We start from the raw sequence: 17080 nt of genomic DNA on the forward strand, positions 1-17080 counted from the left end.
CGAAGAGGCGTGTCGAAACTTTCAGCCTTAACTTTAACCTTAACGTGACCTTAGCCGTCGAAGTCCTCTGGTTCCACGTCGTCCAGGAATTCACGGAAACGCCGCAGTTCGCGCTCCTCGTCCACGGTGGGGCCCGGCTCGGCGTCTTCCCCCTCGTCGTGCTCTGTAATGCGGACGCCTGCCTCGTCCATTACGGAATCGGCACACCAGATCCGGCACTTGGCGCGCAGCGCAACCGCCAGCGCGTCCGAGGCGCGCGAGCTCACAGTGGTGCCGTTCTCGAACTGCAGCTGCCCGTAGAAGATGTTGTCCTCCACGGCCACGATGTTGACGCTGACCACGGAGTGGCCCAGCGACTCCACCACGTCCACCAGGAGATCGTGGGTCATGGGCCGGGGCGGGACCACGCCCTGCTGGGCCAGGGCGATGGCGCTGGCTTCCGGGGTGCCAATCCAAATGGGAACGTGGCGTTCGCCGTGCATCTCTTTGAGCAGGACCAGCGGCTGGTTGGAAGGCAGTTCGATGCGAACGCCTACAATCTCGACTTCGATCATCAGATGTCCATGCGTGAGATGTGGTCCTGCACCAGGGCCCGGTGCAAGGTGAGGCAAAGATCGCTGATCTCGCGGGCCGCCTCTGCCGCGCGTGCCTGGGATGCCGAGTCCTTGCGTGAGGCAAGTGGCGCGACAGCGCGTTCCACCAGGCCGAATTCCCGTTCGGCTGCTGCCTGGAAGGGCCTCAGGTGCCGTGGTTCCAGGCCGTGGCTTTCCAGCTGGACGCAGGCGCGGGCCACCTGGAGGGCGTGCTCGTCGAACTGGCCGTTGCTGTGGCTGATGAGGCCGAAGCTCAGGAGCGACTGCAGGAGCGGTACGCTGGCGCCGGACTCGGTACGGAGCTGCTCCTCGCTCAGCTTGCGGCCACGGTTTTGCAGTTCGGCGGCCAGTTCATCGGAGACAATGCGGGGGGAAACCACGACGCCGGGCGGCAGGTTCTCCGGCCGCTCTCCCCTGTCGATGGCGTCAAGGTAGTCCTTGATCACCTTCAGGGGCAGGTACTGGTCCCGCTGCAGGGCCAGCACGAACCGCAGCCGCTCCACGTCGCCATCCGAGTACTGCCGGTAGCCAGCGGGGGTGCGCCGCGGGTTGATCAGCCCTTTTTCCTCCAGGAAGCGGATCTTCGACGCGGTCATGCCCGGGAAGTCGGCGCTCAGCTGGGCGAGGACTTCACCAATGTTCAGGACCTGGGGGCCCCGGCGTTCCGGTTGTGCCATTGCCACAGGCAGCGGTCCCCGGTTCAGCTGCGGCCTGCAGCCGTGGCAGGGCTCAGGTAGAAGGTGAGGCGGAACTTGCCGATCTGGACTTCGCTGCCGGACTTCAGCTCCACGCTGTCCACGCGGTCATGGTTGACGTACGTGCCATTGAGGCTGTTCTTGTCCACCACTTCGAAGCTGCGGGCGGTGCGCCGGAACTCCACGTGGCGCCGCGATACCGTGACGTCGTCCAGGAAGATGTCGGCGTCGGGGTGGCGCCCCGCGGTGGTCACATCCGAATCCAGGAGGAACCGGGCACCGGCGTTCGGGCCGCTGTGGGCAACGAGCAGCGCCGAGCCGGCAGGCAGGGCCTCCACCGAGTTGCGCTCTTCCGAGGACAGCTTGGGCGCGATGATGGGTTCGTCAGTGACGGGGGTGAGATGGATCGAGGTGGTCTCCGACGACCTAGCCGCACCCGTGCCGTATTCCCCATCGGCAGGGTTGTGTCTGTGGCCAGCCATGGATTCCTCCTCTTAGACGTTGCGGGCACTCAACCCGCAACCAACGGTTAGTCTCCGGTCCTGTCCGGCAGGTCCGGCGCCGGCTCCCGATCCGGGCTCTGACGTGCGCAGACGCCATGCCCGCGACGCGGGGCCGGACCGGAAATACCGGTTAGCTTTAGCCTACCTGTTGTTCGTACTCGGATGCACTGAGCAAAGACTCAACGGCGTCAGGTTCGGCCAGTTTGATCTCGATGAGCCAGCCGTCGCCGTAGGGATCGGTGTTGATCAGGGCCGAATCGCTGTCCAGGGAGTCGTTGCGTGCCACGACTTCGCCGGAAACGGGTGCGTAGATGTCGCTCACGCTCTTGGTGGACTCAACCTCACCCACCACTTCGTTTGCCGTAATCTTCGTGCCGACCTCGGGCATCTGGGCGTAGACGACGTCTCCGAGCGCGTCCTGGGCAAAATCCGTGATTCCCACGCGGACCACGCCGTCGGCATTCGGGGCGGTAACCCACTCGTGTTCGGCGGTGTAGGACAGGTCTTCGGGAATGTTGCTCATGGGGGGCCTTTCATCGGGGTACGCGCCAATGTCACAAGGGGCCCGGAAATCGGGCCGCCGCTGAAAGTATAGGCATAACTGCCGGGGCCGGCACGGGCCTTTCTGACAAGATGGAACCCATGAGTGCAAGCACCGGTGCAGCATCTTTGGGGAAGGTGGGGTAGGCCATGCCGGAACTGCCGGAAGTCGCAGGCCTGGCCGCGTTCCTTGATGAACAGCTGCGTGGCTGCGTGGTCACCAAGCTGCAGGTTGTCTCCTTTGCCGTGCTCAAGACGGCCGATCCTCCCTATAACGCGGTCGAGGGCCGCACCGTATCCGGCGTCCGGCGGTTCGGAAAATTCATCAGCATCGATACCGGCGGCATTTCCCTGGTGTTCCATCTGGCACGGGCCGGCTGGGTGCGCTTCACGGACTCCCCCGCCGACAGCCAGCTCCGGATGGGCAAGGGCCTCATCGCGGTCCGGGGCGCTTTCTCCGGGCCGGATGGTCCGCGCGGGCTGGACCTGACGGAAGCGGGTACCAAGAAGAGCCTGGCGGTCTACGTGGTGCGTGATCCGCAGGAGGTGCCGGGCATCGCCTCGCTGGGCCCGGACCCCTTCACGGAGGCGTTCGACGCCGGCATGCTGGCTGAGATCCTGGCCGGCAGTTCGCAGCAGATCAAGGGCCTCCTGCGCAGCCAGAGCGTCATCGCGGGGATCGGCAACGCGTACAGCGACGAGATCCTGCACGCGGCCCGCATCTCGCCCTTCGCCATCGCGAAGTCACTGGACCGGGAGACCGTACAGGTGCTGCACGACGCCATCCACAGCGTACTGGGCGCAGCGCTGGCGGAAGCGGCCGGCAAGCCGCCCAAGGATCTCAAGGACGTCAAACGCAGCCATATGCGGGTCCACGCCCGTGCCGGCCAACCCTGCCCGGTCTGCGGCGACACCGTCCGTGAGGTGTCGTTTGCGGATACCGCACTGCAGTACTGCCCCACCTGCCAGACCAAGGGCAAGATCCTGGCTGACCGGCGCACGTCCAAGTTCCTGAAGTAGGAAGATCAGGCACCCGGGGCGTTGCACGGCCTGCCCGGGCAGATTCGGGACTTCCGGTCCTGCCCGGGCACGCCCCCGGGGCGTAGCGTCTTGATCAAGGCTCGCATGTCTCGGTCAGTACGAAGGGGTCACAATGCGCCGGTCCCGACCCGCCGTCCTCGGAATGGCCTTGGCCCTCGCCCTCGGCGGTGGCCTCGGGGGTACGGCTCTGGGTCCGCCCGCGGCCACGGCGTCAGCGGCAGCCTCGGAGCGGAGCCTTCCGGCGTCGGCAGCGGTCCAGCAGGTTGGCGACGACGCGATCGTCCAGCACTATGAGCAGCTCGGCGGCGGCGCATCGTTTCTCGGAGCGCCCGTCGGCAGCCCGTACGACATCGCTGGGGGCCGCGCCCAAAACTACGCCGGCGGCACCATCTACTGGAGCCCCGCCACCGGAGCCCACGAAATACACGGCTCAATCGGCGGACACTACGCAGAACTCGGCGGCCCGGCCGGCTTCCTCGGCTTCCCCCTCACCGACGAAACCGCCACCCCAGACGGAGTTGGCAGGTTCAACCACTTCGCCGGGGGCTCGATGTACTGGAGCCCCGCCACCGGAGCCCACGAGGTGCATGGAGCCATCCGCGCCCAGTGGACGGCACTCGGTTGGGAGCACAGCAGGCTCGGCTACCCGACCAGCGACGAGTATGGCATCACGGGCGGCCGCCGCAGCGACTTCCAGCACGGTTCGATCCTGTGGCATGAGGCCAGCAGCAGGATTGAGGTCATCTACACCAGCATCCCATCAGCGCTCCTGGGCGTGGACCTCGAGCGGATTCCGACCACGCAGAAGGTTGTCGCACTCACGTTCGACGCCGGCGCCAACGACGCCGGCCTGCGATCGATCCTCAGCACCCTCACAGCCAACGGGGTCCCCGGCACATTCTTCCTCACCGGAAACTGGGTCAACCAGTTCCCCTCCGACCCGGCCCTGATCTACAACGCGGGGAATCGAATCGGCAACCACTCCATGACCCACCCGGACTTCACCACCCTGACCGACGCCCAGATCGCGGCCGAGATCGGTGGCGCGCAGAGGGCCATCGAGGCCGCAGGAGGCGACCCGCTCCCGTTCTTCCGCTTCCCGTTCGGCGCCCGCGATTCGCGCACGATCGCCGACGTCAACGGCGCCGGCTACGCGGCGGTCCGGTGGACCGTCGACACCCTTGGCTGGCAAGGCACTATGAACGGAACACGCGGCCCGGACTTTATCGTCCAGCGCGTCATGGCTTCCGCGCAGCCCGGTGAGATCGTCCTGATGCACCTCGGCTCGAACCCGGACGACGGCTCAACGCTCGACGCAGCGGCCCTCCCCCAGGTGATCTCCCAGCTCCGGGCGGCCGGCTACGGCTTCGTCACCCTCGACGCGGCCCTCGGCTGACTGTCCACCATGCCCTGCACCACCCAGGACACCCCCAACCGGACAATTCACCCCCGGCTCCCGGGGTGATTTGTCCACGTGAGGGTGCGCAGCCGGGAATGACCATGAAACCCAAAAAAGCGGAAAGCGCCGGAGAAATTCTCCGGCGCTTTCCGCTTTTTGGTCGGGCTGACAGGATTTGAACCTGCGACCCCTTGACCCCCAGTCAAGTGCGCTACCAAGCTGCGCTACAGCCCGCTGGTTCCGCCGTTCTCCGCTGAACTCAAATCCGAAGATCTTCATCAGCAGTCCGGCCGAACCACCTAGAAGAGCTTACACGATCCGGAGGGGTGCCAGTGACACTTTCCGGTGATCAGTCCCAAGGTGTGTCGCAATTAACGCTTGCGGCCACGCTTCTCGCGGACGCGCATGCTCACCTCGATGGGCGTGCCCTCGAATCCGAAGGTCTCGCGCAGGCGCCGCGTGATGAAGCGGCGGTACCCGGGATCCAGGAACCCGGTGGTGAACAGCACGAACTTCGGCGGACGGCTGGAGGCCTGGGTGCCGAAGAGGATGCGGGGCTGCTTGCCGCCGCGGACCGGGTGCGGATGTGCGGCAACGAGCTCGCCCAGGAAGGCGTTGAGGCGCCCGGTGGGGATGCGCCGGTCCCAGTTCTCCAGTGCCAGGTCCAGGGCCGGGACCAGGCGGTCCTTGTGCCAGCCGGTCTTTGCCGAGATGTTGACCCGGGGGGCCCAGTCAACGTGTGCCAGGTCCTGTTCGATTTCGCGCTCCAGGTAGCGGCGGCGTTCGTCGTCGAGCAGGTCCCACTTGTTGAAGGCCAGGACAAGGGCGCGGCCGGACTCGATGGCCAGCTGGAGGATGCGGACGTCCTGTTCGCTGAGGACCTCGTCCACGGCGAGGAGCACGACGGCGACCTCCGCCTTCTCGAGCGCGGCCTGCGTCCGGAGCGAGGCATAGTAGTCCGCGCCCTGTGCCATGTGCTGGCGGCGGCGGATGCCGGCGGTGTCCACGAAGCGCCAGGTGCGGCCGCCGAGTTCGATGAATTCGTCCACCGGATCACGGGTGGTGCCGGCGGTGTTGTCCACCACCACGCGTTCGGATCCGGCGAGCTTGTTCAGCAGCGAGGACTTGCCCACGTTCGGGCGGCCGATCAGGGCGATACGCCGCGGACCGCCGGAGCGTTCCACGCCTTCAACGGTGGAAAACTCGGGCAGGACATCCATGACGTGGTCCAGGAGGTCGGCCACCCCGCGGCCATGCAGGGCCGACACCGGGTAGGGCTCGCCGAAGCCAAGGCCCCAGAGTGCTGCGCTGTCCGCTTCCTGGGCAAAGTCGTCCACTTTGTTGGCCACCATGATGACCGGCTTCTTGCTGCGGCGCAGCATCTTCATGACGCCCTCGTCCGTGGCGGTGGCGCCGACGGCGGAGTCCACCACGAACAGGACGGCGTCAGCGAGTTCCACGGCCATCTCGGCCTGCTCCGCGACCCTGGCGTGGATGCCGCGGGCGTCGTGTTCCCATCCCCCGGTGTCCACCAGGGTGAAGTTGCGTCCGTTCCAGTTCGCGGAGTACATCACGCGGTCGCGGGTTACGCCGGGAGTATCCTCCACGACCGCTTCGCGGCGGCCCAGGATACGGTTCACCAGGGTGGACTTGCCCACGTTCGGACGTCCGATAATGGCCAGGACGGGGTCCAGCTTGAGGGGACCTTCGAGGTCCTCGTCGCCGTACTCGCCGCTCAGCAGGGCGGCGTCGTCCTCGTCCAGCTCGTAGTCCTCCAGGCCGGCCCGGAGGGAGGCGGCGCGGAGCTCGGCCTCGTCGTCCCCAATCGCCGCCAGGCGCTCTGCAACCTGGTCGGTGCCGGTGGGGGTGTATTCGTCGTCGGCGCCGGAGTGCCCGGAAGCCTGGGTGGTGTCGCTCATTGCACTGTCCTTAGTGGTCATCTGCCGGCGTCCCCGGCTACTGCTGTCAAGTCTTTGTGGTCAGCGAAGGGCAGGGTCTGCCCGCTGAGTTGGATGGTGTCCTGGACGTGCCCTGCCAGCGCTGCACGGATGTCCTGCGCGGCCCTGTCCATTGAAGCACGGCCGGTTTCCCCGGCCCTGCGGGCCAGGGTCAGGGCTGACCCGAAGCTGACGTGGAAGCGCCGACCGGGCCGTGGGACGAAGTCCAGGTGCTCATCGCCCTGGCGGGTGCCCAGGATGGCTACCGGCACCACGGGGGCTCCGGAATTCAGCGCCAGCCAGGCCACGCCCCCGTTGATGTCCGCGGCTGCGCCGCTCCCCCGGGTCCCTTCCGGAAGAATCCCTACGCAGCGCCCGGCGTCGAGCACGTCCTTGCAGCGCTGCAGCGCTGCTCGGTCACCGCGGCGGTCCACGGGCAGCTGCCCGGACGCGGTGAGCACGCGGCCCAGGAAACCTTTGAACATCTCCTGCTTCACCAGGATGTGCATCGGCCGCGGCGCGGCGCCAAACATCACCGGCCCGTCAAGGAAGCTGATGTGGTTGCCTGCGAAGATCACCGGTCCGCCGGTGGGGACATTGGTCCTGCCGGTCACGGTGGTCCGGTAGACCAGGTGGTCAAGGATCCAGCCCACCGGCCTGCTCCATGCCGTGGTCAGCCCGGACGGCAGGCCGGCCCCGGCGTCAGTCACGGTTCAGGACCTTGGTGACGATGACGAGGGCGGCATCCACGGTCTGTTCGAAGTCGAGGTCCGAGGAGTCCAGCGTCACCACCCCGGAAGCGGCTTGCGTGAAGTTCACCACGGTGGAGTCCTTGGCATCGCGGTGCGTGACCTGGGCTGCCAGTTGCTCGGCGTTCTGGGTACCGCCCAGCTGGATGCCACGCCGGCGCAGGCGGGCTTCCTCGCTGGCGGTGAGGAGCATGCGCACCTCGGCCCCGGGCGCGACGACGGTGGTGATGTCCCTGCCTTCCACCACCATCCGGCGGTGGTGCTTTTCGATCAGGTCCCGCTGCCGCCGGATCAGTTCGGTCCGGGCGCCCAAGGTGGTGGCGACGGCACTGACGGCGGAGGAGATGGCCGGCTCACGGATGGCGTCCGTGACGTCCACGCCGCCCACCCGGACATATTCCTCCATGGGACTGGTGCTCAGTTCCAGGACGAAGTCCCTGGATGCCTGCTCCACCGCCGCGCCGTCCTCAAGGTCGATGCCTTCAGTCACGCAGTACCAGGTCAGGGCACGGTACATGGCGCCGGTGTCCAGGTAGGCCAGCCGGAGCCTGCGCGCAACTTCCTTGCTCACGCTGGATTTTCCGGAGCCTGAAGGCCCATCGATGGCAACCACCAGCGGCCGGCCGATGCGCAGGGCGCGCATGGATTCGAGGAGTTCCTGTGTCATTACTGAAGTACCCGCCATCCGCGGTCGTTGAGAGCTTCGATCAAGTGGTCGTGCTTGTTCGGCAACACGGAGATTTCCACCATACCCACGTTTTGGCCTGACGAGTGGTCAAGCCGCATGTCCTCCAGGTTGACGCCGATCTCCCCGATCTCGGTGAGCAGCCGGGCGATCTGGCCAGGCTTGTCATCCACCAGGACGGTAAGCCATGCGTAAGCCTGCGGCGGACCACCGTGTTTCCCGGGGATCCGCGCCTGGCCGGCGTTGCCCTCGCTGATCAGCTGCGCGAGGTCCAGCCGGGCCCCGGGTGCGGTGGGGTTCTCCAGGGTTCCAATCAACCGGTTCAGGTCGTCCCGGACACCGTAGAGGATCTCTACCACCTTGTCCGCGTTGCCGCCGAGGATCTGGACCCACAGGGTGGGGTCGCTGGCCGCGATCCTGGTGACGTCACGCAGTCCGTTGCCTGCCAGGGACAACGCGTGCAGAGGAGTTCCCTGCAGCCGGCTGGCCAGCAGTGAGGACATCACCTGGGGCAGGTGCGAGACCAGTGCCACGGCTTCGTCGTGTTCGTCCGCCGTGAACTGGGAGACGACGGCCCCCAGGTCCGAGGCGAGCGAGCGGGCCACCTGCAGAGCGGCACCGGACGTTTCCTCGGAGGGGCAGAGCACCCAGGGCATGGACGTGAAGAGCTCGCCGCGCGCCGCTACGGGGCCGGACTTTTCCCGGCCCGCCATGGGGTGGGTCCCCACGTAGCGGGACAGGTCGACGCCCGATTCCCGCAGCCGGGCCAGGATGTCCGCCTTCACGCTGGCGATGTCGATGACCACAGCGTCCGGGTAGTTGGACAGCGCGGCAAGGACGACGTCGGCCGTGACGTCCGGCGGGGCGGCCACCACCACCAGCTGCGGCGCTGCATCGCCCAGTTCCGACAGCGGGCGGCCGGCACCGATGTCCACGGCCACCGCCTGGTTGGTGGGCGACGGGTCCGAGAGGAACACGGGTACGCCGCGCCCCCGCAGGCCCAGCCCAATGCTGGTGCCCAGCAGCCCGGTGCCAATGACCACCACCGGGCCATCCAGGTGGCCGCGGCCCTGGCTTTTGAACGCGGACATGCCTCAGAGCCCTACGGATGCCAGCAGGTGGCCGACTTCCTGCTTGCCCAGGTTGCGGATGCTGCCCTGGCGCTGGTCGCCGAGCCCGATGGGGCCCACCTTGACGCGGACCAGACGCTGGACCGGGAAGCCGACAGCGTCGAACAGGCGCCGGACAATGCGGTTCTTGCCGGAGTGGAGCACAACCTCAATCAGCACGTGGCCCGGGGTGGAGTCCACCAGGCGGAAGGAGTCAACGGAAGCGAAGCCGTCCTCCAGCTCGACGCCGGCCTTCAACTGGGCGCCGACGCCCTGCGGGAACGGTCCGCGCACCTGCACCAGGTAGGTCTTGGGAACCTCGTAGGAGGGGTGGGTGAGCCGGTTGGCGAGTTCGCCGTCGTTGGTCAGCAGCAGCAGGCCTTCGGTGGCGACGTCGAGCCGGCCAACGTGGAAGAGGCGTTCGCCGGTGTTCTTGTTGTTCTTCAGGAAGTCGCTGATGCAGGGCCGGCCCTCGGGGTCCTCCATGGTGGACACCACGCCCTTGGGCTTGTTGAACACCATGTAGACCAGGTTTTCGTCCAGCTGGATCCGCAGGCCGTCGACGTGGATCACGGCAGTCTTGGGGTCTACGCGGACACCGAGTTCGGTGACTACCTGGCCGTCAACTTCGACACGGCCCTCGGCGATCATCTCTTCGCAGACGCGCCGGGAGGCGACTCCTGCGGAGGCCATCACCTTCTGGAGGCGCACGCCGTCGGCATCGTGGAGTTCGGACTGGGGAACGTTGCCCCGGGGACCCTTCTTCCGTGCAGGCTTGCGGACCGGCCCCAGGTTCTGGCCAAAGCGTTCGCTGCCGAAAGCACGGGAAGCGGCTGCTCCGGGAGCGCCCGTTCGCGGCTTGGGCTTGAGCGCACCGGGGGTTCCGGGGGCTTTCCCGGCACCGGGCTTGCGGGCCGCGGGCTTGCGCGACGACGGCTTGGCACCCCTGGCGGGCTCAGCTCCGCGTCCCTGCTGGTCCCCCGCGAGGTCGGGGTCGATGAAGCGCTCTTCGCGCGGCTTGGGCGCGCGGTGCGGGCGGTCCCCGCCGAATCCCGAGGATCGCTTGCCTGCTCCGCCGCGGGAGCCCCCGCTGAAGCTGCCGCCCTGTGCCGGGTTGCGCTGTGAACTGTTGCGTTCGTTCCCGCCGCGTCCCGAACCGTTACGTGGTGAACCCTGGCGTCCCGCCTGTGTCATGACCCGTCCTTCAAATGTGTTTTGGCCGGCTGAGATGTCCAAAGACAACCTTAGCCAGCCGCGCAGACTTCGTCTGCCCTGATAAATAACCGTGCTGGATGGACTGTTGCGGGCAGGGGTGTCCTGCCTACATCGTCCCGGCGTCGTAGAACTCTGCGATCCCGTCGAGCCCCGGAAGGTGCGGCGACAGTTGGGGCAGGTCCTCCACTGAACCGATTCCCATCCGTTCGAGGAAATACGAGGTAGTCCGGTAGAGGATTGCGCCGGACTCGGGATCTGTTCCCGCGTCCTCGATCAGCCCGCGCTGGGCCAGCGTCCGTACGACAGAGTCAACATTGACCCCGCGAATTGCAGACACGCGCGCCCGGGAAACGGGCTGGCGGTACGCGATGACCGCCAGTGTTTCCAACGCCGCCTGGGTGAGCCTGGCAGTCTGCCCCTCAAGCACGTACTTGCCCACAATGTCGGCAAATTCCGTGCGGGAGTAGATGCGCCAGCCACCGGCGATGCTCCGCAATTCAAAACCCCGGGGACTGGAACCGATACCAGCGCTGCTGGCACTCTCCACCTCCGGGGCTTTAACAGTATAGCCGTTATAATCGCGCTGCAGTTCTGCCAGCAGCGAGCGGACCGAGTCCACCGTCAGCCCCACCCCTGCCGCCAGCTCCTCCTCCGTGGCCGGTTCGTCCAAAACCATGAGGACGGCTTCCAGGGCAGCCTTGGCGCCGCCGGGAAGGTCGGCGAAGGCGGGGCCGTGGCCGGCGTCGTCCTGCCACTGCGTCTGCTGCGGCTGCGTATCCTCCTGCGGGTTCACAGTTGCTCCTCGAATTCTTCGCTTAGGTTTTCCGCCGACCAGTCCCGGCGGTCGGCCGTCCAGTGGATGGCAAGGTCCGCCAGCGGGGAGAGCTGGTCGAACGAGACAGCCCGGTCCCGGAACAACTCCAGCAGGGCCAGAAACCGGGCCACCACCACCAGGGTGGACTCGGCGTCGGCAATCAGGGAACGGAACGTCAGGGGTGACTCCTGCTGGAGCCTGAGGCCCAGCACTTCGGCCTGCTCCTTGACGCTGACATTGCCGCCGTGCAGGTGGCCGAGGGCAACCTGTGGTGGCTGCGCCGGCGCCTTGGGCCGGAGCGCGGCTTCTGCCAGTGCAGCGAACTGCCGGGGCGTATGTTTCCAGACGAGCTCGGGGAGCATGGCTGCGAAATGTTCCTCGAGCGCCACCTGCCGTGGAAAGCGGCGGCCTTCCTGATGCAGGGTTTCACCCATGATGCCTGCCACCTGCTTGAAGGCCTTGTACTGGAGCAGCCGGGCAAACAGGAGGTCCCGCGCCTCCAGCAGGGCGATGTCCTCGTCATCCTCGACTTCTCCGGCCGGGAGGAGCCGTGCTGCCTTGAGGTCAAGCAGGGTGGCGGCAATCACCAGGAACTCGCTGGCCTCGTCCAGGGCCCATTCTTCGCCGAGCTCCTGCAGCTTGCGGATGTACTTGATGAACTCATCGGTGACCGTGGCGATGGCAACTTCGGTGATGTCCAGCTGATGCTTGGCGATCAGTCCCAGGAGGAGGTCGAACGGACCCGTGAAGTTGGCCAGCCGCACCTCGAAGCCGGGTTTGGTCTCGGCCACGGCGTGCTTAGGGTGCGCCGCCGCGGGAGATCAGCTCCTTGGCCAGCCGGCGGTAGGCGTCAGCACCCACATGGTTTCCGGCGTAGCTGGTGATGGGCTCCGCAGCCACGGTGGCATCCGCGAACTTGATGGAGCGCTTGATGACGGTTTCAAAGACTTTGTCACCGAACGCCTCCACCAGCCGGGTGATCACTTCGCGGCTGTGCAGCGTGCGTGCGTCGTACATGGTGGCCAGCACGCCGTCCACCTGCAGCCGCGGGTTCAGCCTGTCCTGGACCTTGTCGATGGTCTCAACGAGGAGGGCCACGGCGCGGAGCGCAAAGAACTCGCAAATGAGCGGGATGATGACGCCGTGGGCCGCGGTGAGGGCGTTGACGGTCAGGAGGCCCAGGGACGGCTGGCAGTCGATGAGGACGACGTCGTAGTCGTCTTCGACCTTCTTCAGCGCGCGGTCCAGGACCTGTTCGCGCGCCACCTCGTTCACCAGCTGCACTTCCGCCGCAGAGAGGTCGATGTTGGCCGGCAGCAGGTCGACGTTCTCGACACCGGTCTGGTGGATGGCGTCGCGGATGTCCACCTTGCGGTCCATCAGGACGTTGTACACGGTGAGGTCGAGTTCGTGCGGGTTGACGCCCAGGCCCGCCGACAGCGCACCCTGGGGGTCGAAGTCCACCAGCAGGACACGCCGGCCGTATTCGGCGAGTGCCGCGGCCAGGTTAATGGTGGAGGTGGTCTTCCCGACGCCGCCCTTCTGGTTGACCATGGCGATGACGCGGGCCGGACCGTGGGAGGACAGCGGCGCGGGTTCCGGGAACTCGCGGTATGGGCGACCCGTGGGGCCCATCACCGCGTTTTCCAGGTCGAATTCCGTGCCCTCCAGAGTTGCTGAACCCTGTTCGCTGCTCACGTATCTGTCCACACTTTCGATGACGGTGATTTCCTGCCGCTGGCTGACCAGCGCCGTTCGTTCTGCTCCCTAGGTTACAGCGCCCGACACGGTATTCGACGGAACTTGACTTTCCGCGAATGTTGAGCCTTGACCCTCTAGCTGAGGTCGAAGGTTGCACTGCAGGGCAACGAAAAACCGCCCCCGCAGCAGGGCTGCAGGGGCGGTTTCACGTCTCTTATGGGACAGAGGCTAGGCCTTGGCGGCCTCGCGGGCGCCTTCTTCCTTCGGTGCCATCTCGCCGTGGCCGGCGATCATGGTCTGCTCGTCGAAGGGGACTTCGCCGGAGAGGACGCGGGCAACCTGGCCGCCGTCGATCTCCTTGACCCAGGTGCCCACCAGGACCGTGGCTACGGCGTTGCCGGTGAAGTTGGTCAGGGCGCGGGCCTCGGACATGAAGCGGTCGATTCCCACGATCATGCCCACGCCGCCCAGCAGCTCGGGACGGTGTGCCTGCAGGCCTGCTGCGAGGGTCGCCAGGCCGGCGCCGGTGACGCCGGCGGCACCCTTGGAGGCGATGATCATGAAGACCAGCAAGGAGATCTGGGCGCCGAGGTCCAGCGGGGTTCCCATGGCGTTGGCAACGAAGAGGGACGCCATGGTCAGGTAGATGGCGGTTCCGTCCAGGTTGAAGGAGTAGCCCGTGGGAACGGTGACGCCCACGACGGGCTTGGAGACGCCGAGGTGTTCCATCTTGGCGATCAGGCGGGGCAGCGCCGCTTCGGAGGAGGAGGTGGAGAAGATGATGAGGTACTCGCGGGCCAGGTACTTCATCAGCTTGAAGATGTTCACGCCGGCAACGACCTGGAGGAGGCCGCCCAGGATGACCACGATGAACAGTGCGCAAGTGATGTAGAAGGCGATCATCAGGGTGAACATGCTCACGATGGCCTGGACGCCGGTTGCGCCGACGACGGCGGCGATGGCACCGAAGGCACCAATCGGAGCGAGCCACATGATCATGATGAGGATGCGGAAGACCAGGCCCTGGGCGTGGCCGATGGCCTTGAGGATGGGGGTCCCCTGCGTGCCCATCTTCTGCAGGGCGAAGCCCACCAGGATGGCGGCCAGCAGGGTGGGCAGGACGGGGATGTCACCCGGGATGATGCCCATCAGGAAGTCCACGGTGCTGTCAGTGGCGGCCTTCTTGTTGGGGTCGTAGGGCGTCAGCTTCAGGCCTTCGCCGGGGTGGATCAGGTTGCCCACCACGAGGCCGATGGCCAGGGCGAAGGTGGACATGATGATGAAGTAGCCCAGGGCGAGGCCGCCCACCTTGCCGACGGTGGCTGCCTTGGCAATGGATCCGATGCCCAGGACAATCGTGCAGAAGATGACCGGGGCAATCATCATCTTGATGAGCTTGACGAACCCGTCTCCCAGGGGCTTGAGGGACTTGCCCACCTCCGGGAAGAGCAGGCCGACAACCGCGCCGAGGACGACGGCGGCGATAACGGCAATGTACAGGTAGTGGGACTTGTCCAGTCCCTTGCGCCGCGGCGTCGCGGTCTCGAGCGACTCTCCTCGTTGAGAAGCCATGATGTGTCTCCTTGTGGATATTCTGATAGACGCTGCGGCGCAGTCTCTGGGCTCAACACGTCCGTGCAATGTGATATCCATCATTGGGCACCCCGTGATCCAGCTCACCGTTGCGTTCATATTGGTCGCGGCACCCCCGGGGTTCTGAAGGAGGCAGGCATGATCCACCGCTGGAGTATCGCCCGCCGGCTCTTCCTGGCGAACCTGCTGATCGTCGTATCCTTCATCGCCATTGTGGGGACTGCGGCCTACGTGGACGCCCGGGACCGTACGTATGACGAGGCGGGGCGCCGCATGGAAGGAGTGGCTGCCTCCATCGCCGCCAATCCCCTGGTGCTCCAGGCCGCGGCCACGCCGGACCCGTCCGCCCTCCTGCAGCCTTATGCCAAGGACGTCACCAGCGCCGCCCACATCGATTTCATCACCATCATGGCTCCGGACCGGACCCGCTGGACGCACCCCAGGGACGAAGAGCTGGGGCGGCCGTACATCGGTTCAATCGACGTTGCCCTGCAGGGCAGACCGTTCACCGAAGTCACTGCCGGCACCCTAGGGCCTTCGGTCCGGACCATTGTTCCGGTCAAGGACGCCCAAGGGACCGTGAAGGCGCTGGTGGCGGCGGGTGTCACCGTCCGCAGCGTCGACGTGGCCTTCACCGGCCGCCTGCCGGTCCTGCTGGCCGTCGGCATCGCCCTGCTGGTGGGCGGATCCCTGGCGTCGTGGCTGCTGGGCAGGTATCTGCGGCGGGTGACACGCGGCTGGGGGCCCGAACAGCTGGCGCAGTTGTTCACCTACTACGAATCAGTGCTGCACTCGGTGCGCGAAGGGCTGATCCTCATCGATGCCAAGAAGCGCGTGGTGATGTACAACGACCAGGCTGCCGAACTGCTGGGCCTGGCCGAAACGGGCAGCAACGATCCCACGCGGCCCCCATCCCTGGCAGACCTCCCCCTGGACAGCGAGCTGCGCAGCCTGTTCGATTCGGGGCGCACCACCAAGGACGAGATGGTGCTGACCGGTTCCCGCGTGCTGGTGGTCAACCAGGGGCCGGCCAGGGGGCCCGAGTCCCCCGGGGCGCGGGGGAAGGTCCCCGTGTACGGAACAGTGGCCACGCTCCGGGACCGGACGGAAATCGAGGCACTGGGCAACGAACTGCAGACCATGCGGACCCTTTCGGACGCGCTGCGGGCCCAGACCCATGAACACGCCAACCGGCTCCACACCATGGTGTCGCTCCTGGAGCTTGGCCGGACGGGCGAAGCGCTCGATTTCGCCACCCAGGACCTGGCCCTGAGCCAGCAGCTGACGGACGACATGGTGAGCTCGATTGATGAACCGGTGGTGGGAGCCCTGGTCATGGGCAAGGTGGCCGAAGCCCACGAGCGCGGCGTCCAGCTGGATGTTTCCACCCTCGGCTCGGGCGCCGCACCCGGGGTGGCCGTCCAGGACCTGGTGACGATCCTGGGCAACCTGCTGGACAACGCGATTGATGCTGCTGCCGACGCCCCTCCCCCGCGGCGGGTGGTGCTGACGCTGGAGGCGGACGAGGAAGGACTGGACATCGCCGTCAACGATTCCGGGGCGGCCATCGACCCCGCGGACTCGGAAAAAATCTTCCGGCACGGGTTCAGCACCAAGCCCGCCGGGATGGGGGGCCGGGGCATTGGACTGGCGCTGGTCCGGCAGGCCGTGCAGCGTTTGGGCGGTACGCTGGCCATTAATGGCCGGCGCGGCGCCAAGTTCGAAGTATTCCTGCCTGCGGCGGTCTCCGCGGATAAGGAGCACAGACAGTGAGCAACATCCGGGTCCTCGTCGTCGAAGACGAGGCCATCGCTTCCGCGGCCCATGCCGCGTACGTGGGGCGGCTGGAAGGGTTTGAGCTCGCGGGGACTGCACCCGATGGCCAGTCCGCCCTGCGGCTCCTCAATGAATTCGTGGCAGCGGGAGAGCCGGTGGAACTTGTCCTGCTGGATATGAACCTGCCCGACCTGCACGGCCTGGACATCGCCCGGCGGATGCGCTCCGCCGGGATCCTCGCGGACATCATCGCCATCACCGCCGTGCGCGAGCTGGCAATCGTCCGCAGCGCCGTCGCCATCGGCGTGGTCCAGTACCTGATCAAGCCCTTCACGTTCGCCACCTTCTCGGACAAGCTGGAAAACTACCGCCAGTTCCGGCAGCAGCTGGCGGGTTCCAACGGCGGTCCCGGCAAGGGGGGTGCCTCACAAAGCGAGGTGGACCAGGCTTTTGCGAGCCTCCGTGCGCCGTCCGAACTTCCCCTTCCCAAAGGCCTGTCCACCTCGACCCTCGGCTCGGTCCAGGAGTTCCTGCGCGGCCAGCCCGAAGCAGTGTCCGCCACCGAGGTCATGGATGCCCTGGGCATGTCCCGGGTAACCGCGCGGCGCTACCTGGAATACCTTGCCGACGCGGGCACCGTTTCCCGGACCGCGCGCTACGGCACCCCGGGAAGGCCGGAGAACGAGTACCGCTGGAACGCGCGCTGACGCGCCGAGGCTAAACATGCGGG

At 66.5% G+C, this 17080-nt stretch carries 16 protein-coding genes, 1 tRNA gene and 1 pseudogene; 4 read left to right on the top strand and 14 right to left on the bottom strand.

Annotated elements, in window-relative coordinates:
* Positions 1–50: 50 nt before the first annotated feature.
* The 4 genes from BACI349Y_RS11810 to gcvH all read right to left on the bottom strand — a co-directional run bounded on the left by BACI349Y_RS11810 (position 51) and on the right by gcvH (position 2314).
* Positions 51–554 (bottom strand): bifunctional nuclease family protein, encoded by a 504-nt coding sequence (locus tag BACI349Y_RS11810; RefSeq protein ID WP_056331728.1) that lies wholly within the window; start codon positions 552–554, stop codon positions 51–53.
* Entirely contained in the window at positions 554–1270 is a 717-nt protein-coding gene (gene ftsR / locus BACI349Y_RS11815; RefSeq protein ID WP_018763526.1) for a transcriptional regulator FtsR, read from the bottom strand. Before ftsR ends, BACI349Y_RS11810 begins: the two co-directional genes overlap by 1 nt.
* Positions 1271–1293: 23 nt before the next feature.
* The gene (locus tag BACI349Y_RS11820; RefSeq protein WP_159632263.1) at positions 1294–1770 is read right to left on the bottom strand and encodes an FHA domain-containing protein; all 477 of its coding nucleotides are present in this window, start codon (positions 1768–1770) and stop codon (positions 1294–1296) included.
* A gap of 157 nt (positions 1771–1927) precedes the next feature.
* Positions 1928–2314: a glycine cleavage system protein GcvH gene (gcvH, locus tag BACI349Y_RS11825; RefSeq protein WP_159632264.1), complete on the bottom strand. Its 387-nt coding sequence runs from the start codon at positions 2312–2314 to the stop codon at positions 1928–1930.
* A gap of 167 nt (positions 2315–2481) precedes the next feature.
* Here gcvH and BACI349Y_RS11830 point away from each other — a divergent pair, with 167 nt between their 5' ends.
* Entirely contained in the window at positions 2482–3351 is an 870-nt protein-coding gene (locus BACI349Y_RS11830; RefSeq protein ID WP_159632265.1) for an Fpg/Nei family DNA glycosylase, read from the top strand.
* 133 nt (positions 3352–3484) lie between these two features.
* Positions 3485–4768, top strand: coding sequence for a polysaccharide deacetylase family protein (locus BACI349Y_RS11835; protein ID WP_201302432.1), 1284 nt, complete (start codon positions 3485–3487; stop codon positions 4766–4768).
* Positions 4769–4928: 160 nt separating this feature from the next.
* Here BACI349Y_RS11835 and BACI349Y_RS11840 read toward each other — a convergent pair.
* The 10 genes and pseudogenes from BACI349Y_RS11840 to BACI349Y_RS11885 all read right to left on the bottom strand — a co-directional run bounded on the left by BACI349Y_RS11840 (position 4929) and on the right by BACI349Y_RS11885 (position 14553).
* Positions 4929–5005 (bottom strand) — tRNA-Pro (locus BACI349Y_RS11840).
* 137 nt (positions 5006–5142) lie between these two features.
* On the bottom strand, positions 5143–6690 hold the full coding sequence (gene der / locus BACI349Y_RS11845; RefSeq protein WP_159632266.1) for a ribosome biogenesis GTPase Der: 1548 nt from the start codon (positions 6688–6690) through the stop codon (positions 5143–5145).
* Positions 6691–6700: 10 nt separating this feature from the next.
* Positions 6701–7418: pseudogene (locus BACI349Y_RS11850) on the bottom strand (lysophospholipid acyltransferase family protein).
* Positions 7411–8124 (bottom strand): (d)CMP kinase, encoded by a 714-nt coding sequence (gene cmk, locus BACI349Y_RS11855; RefSeq protein ID WP_159632267.1) that lies wholly within the window; start codon positions 8122–8124, stop codon positions 7411–7413. Before cmk ends, BACI349Y_RS11850 begins: the two are co-directional and overlap by 8 nt.
* On the bottom strand, positions 8124–9233 hold the full coding sequence (locus tag BACI349Y_RS11860) for a prephenate dehydrogenase (RefSeq protein ID WP_159632268.1): 1110 nt from the start codon (positions 9231–9233) through the stop codon (positions 8124–8126). Before BACI349Y_RS11860 ends, cmk begins: the two co-directional genes overlap by 1 nt.
* Positions 9234–9236: 3 nt before the next feature.
* The gene (locus BACI349Y_RS11865) at positions 9237–10445 is read right to left on the bottom strand and encodes a pseudouridine synthase (protein WP_159632269.1); all 1209 of its coding nucleotides are present in this window, start codon (positions 10443–10445) and stop codon (positions 9237–9239) included.
* Positions 10446–10572: 127 nt separating this feature from the next.
* Entirely contained in the window at positions 10573–11259 is a 687-nt protein-coding gene (gene scpB, locus BACI349Y_RS11870) for an SMC-Scp complex subunit ScpB (RefSeq protein WP_159632270.1), read from the bottom strand.
* Entirely contained in the window at positions 11256–12071 is an 816-nt protein-coding gene (locus BACI349Y_RS11875) for a segregation and condensation protein A (protein WP_159632271.1), read from the bottom strand. The genes scpB and BACI349Y_RS11875 overlap by 4 nt, the downstream gene beginning before the upstream one ends.
* A 7-nt stretch (positions 12072–12078) precedes the next feature.
* Positions 12079–12978, bottom strand: a complete 900-nt coding sequence (locus tag BACI349Y_RS11880; protein ID WP_079597205.1) for a ParA family protein — start codon at positions 12976–12978, stop codon at positions 12079–12081.
* A 231-nt stretch (positions 12979–13209) separates the two neighbouring features.
* Positions 13210–14553 (bottom strand): cation:dicarboxylate symporter family transporter, encoded by a 1344-nt coding sequence (locus BACI349Y_RS11885; protein WP_159632272.1) that lies wholly within the window; start codon positions 14551–14553, stop codon positions 13210–13212.
* A gap of 159 nt (positions 14554–14712) precedes the next feature.
* On the opposite strand from BACI349Y_RS11885, the gene BACI349Y_RS11890 reads away from it, so the two are divergent.
* Both BACI349Y_RS11890 and BACI349Y_RS11895 read left to right on the top strand, forming a co-directional pair.
* A complete protein-coding gene (locus tag BACI349Y_RS11890; protein ID WP_159632273.1) occupies positions 14713–16347 on the top strand; it encodes a sensor histidine kinase in 1635 nt (544 codons plus the stop codon).
* The gene (locus BACI349Y_RS11895; RefSeq protein ID WP_159632274.1) at positions 16344–17057 is read left to right on the top strand and encodes a response regulator; all 714 of its coding nucleotides are present in this window, start codon (positions 16344–16346) and stop codon (positions 17055–17057) included. Before BACI349Y_RS11890 ends, BACI349Y_RS11895 begins: the two co-directional genes overlap by 4 nt.
* The last annotated feature ends 23 nt before the right edge of the window (positions 17058–17080 follow it).

The sequence above is a fragment of the Arthrobacter sp. 8AJ genome (assembly GCF_902506025.1).
In the GTDB taxonomy this organism is placed as follows: Bacteria; Actinomycetota; Actinomycetes; order Actinomycetales; family Micrococcaceae; genus Arthrobacter.

Coding starts and splice junctions, on each gene's coding strand:
- BACI349Y_RS11810 (WP_056331728.1), bottom strand. CDS start 554: ATGATCGAAGTCGAGATTGTAGGCGTTCGCATCGAACTGCCTTCCAAC.
- BACI349Y_RS11865 (WP_159632269.1), bottom strand. CDS start 10,445: ATGACACAGGCGGGACGCCAGGGTTCACCACGTAACGGTTCGGGACGC.
- BACI349Y_RS11830 (WP_159632265.1), top strand. CDS start 2,482: ATGCCGGAACTGCCGGAAGTCGCAGGCCTGGCCGCGTTCCTTGATGAA.
- BACI349Y_RS11890 (WP_159632273.1), top strand. CDS start 14,713: ATGATCCACCGCTGGAGTATCGCCCGCCGGCTCTTCCTGGCGAACCTG.
- BACI349Y_RS11820 (WP_159632263.1), bottom strand. CDS start 1,770: ATGGCTGGCCACAGACACAACCCTGCCGATGGGGAATACGGCACGGGT.
- gcvH (WP_159632264.1), bottom strand. CDS start 2,314: ATGAGCAACATTCCCGAAGACCTGTCCTACACCGCCGAACACGAGTGG.
- BACI349Y_RS11885 (WP_159632272.1), bottom strand. CDS start 14,553: ATGGCTTCTCAACGAGGAGAGTCGCTCGAGACCGCGACGCCGCGGCGC.
- BACI349Y_RS11860 (WP_159632268.1), bottom strand. CDS start 9,233: ATGTCCGCGTTCAAAAGCCAGGGCCGCGGCCACCTGGATGGCCCGGTG.
- BACI349Y_RS11835 (WP_201302432.1), top strand. CDS start 3,485: ATGCGCCGGTCCCGACCCGCCGTCCTCGGAATGGCCTTGGCCCTCGCC.
- cmk (WP_159632267.1), bottom strand. CDS start 8,124: ATGACACAGGAACTCCTCGAATCCATGCGCGCCCTGCGCATCGGCCGG.
- ftsR (WP_018763526.1), bottom strand. CDS start 1,270: ATGGCACAACCGGAACGCCGGGGCCCCCAGGTCCTGAACATTGGTGAA.
- der (WP_159632266.1), bottom strand. CDS start 6,690: ATGAGCGACACCACCCAGGCTTCCGGGCACTCCGGCGCCGACGACGAA.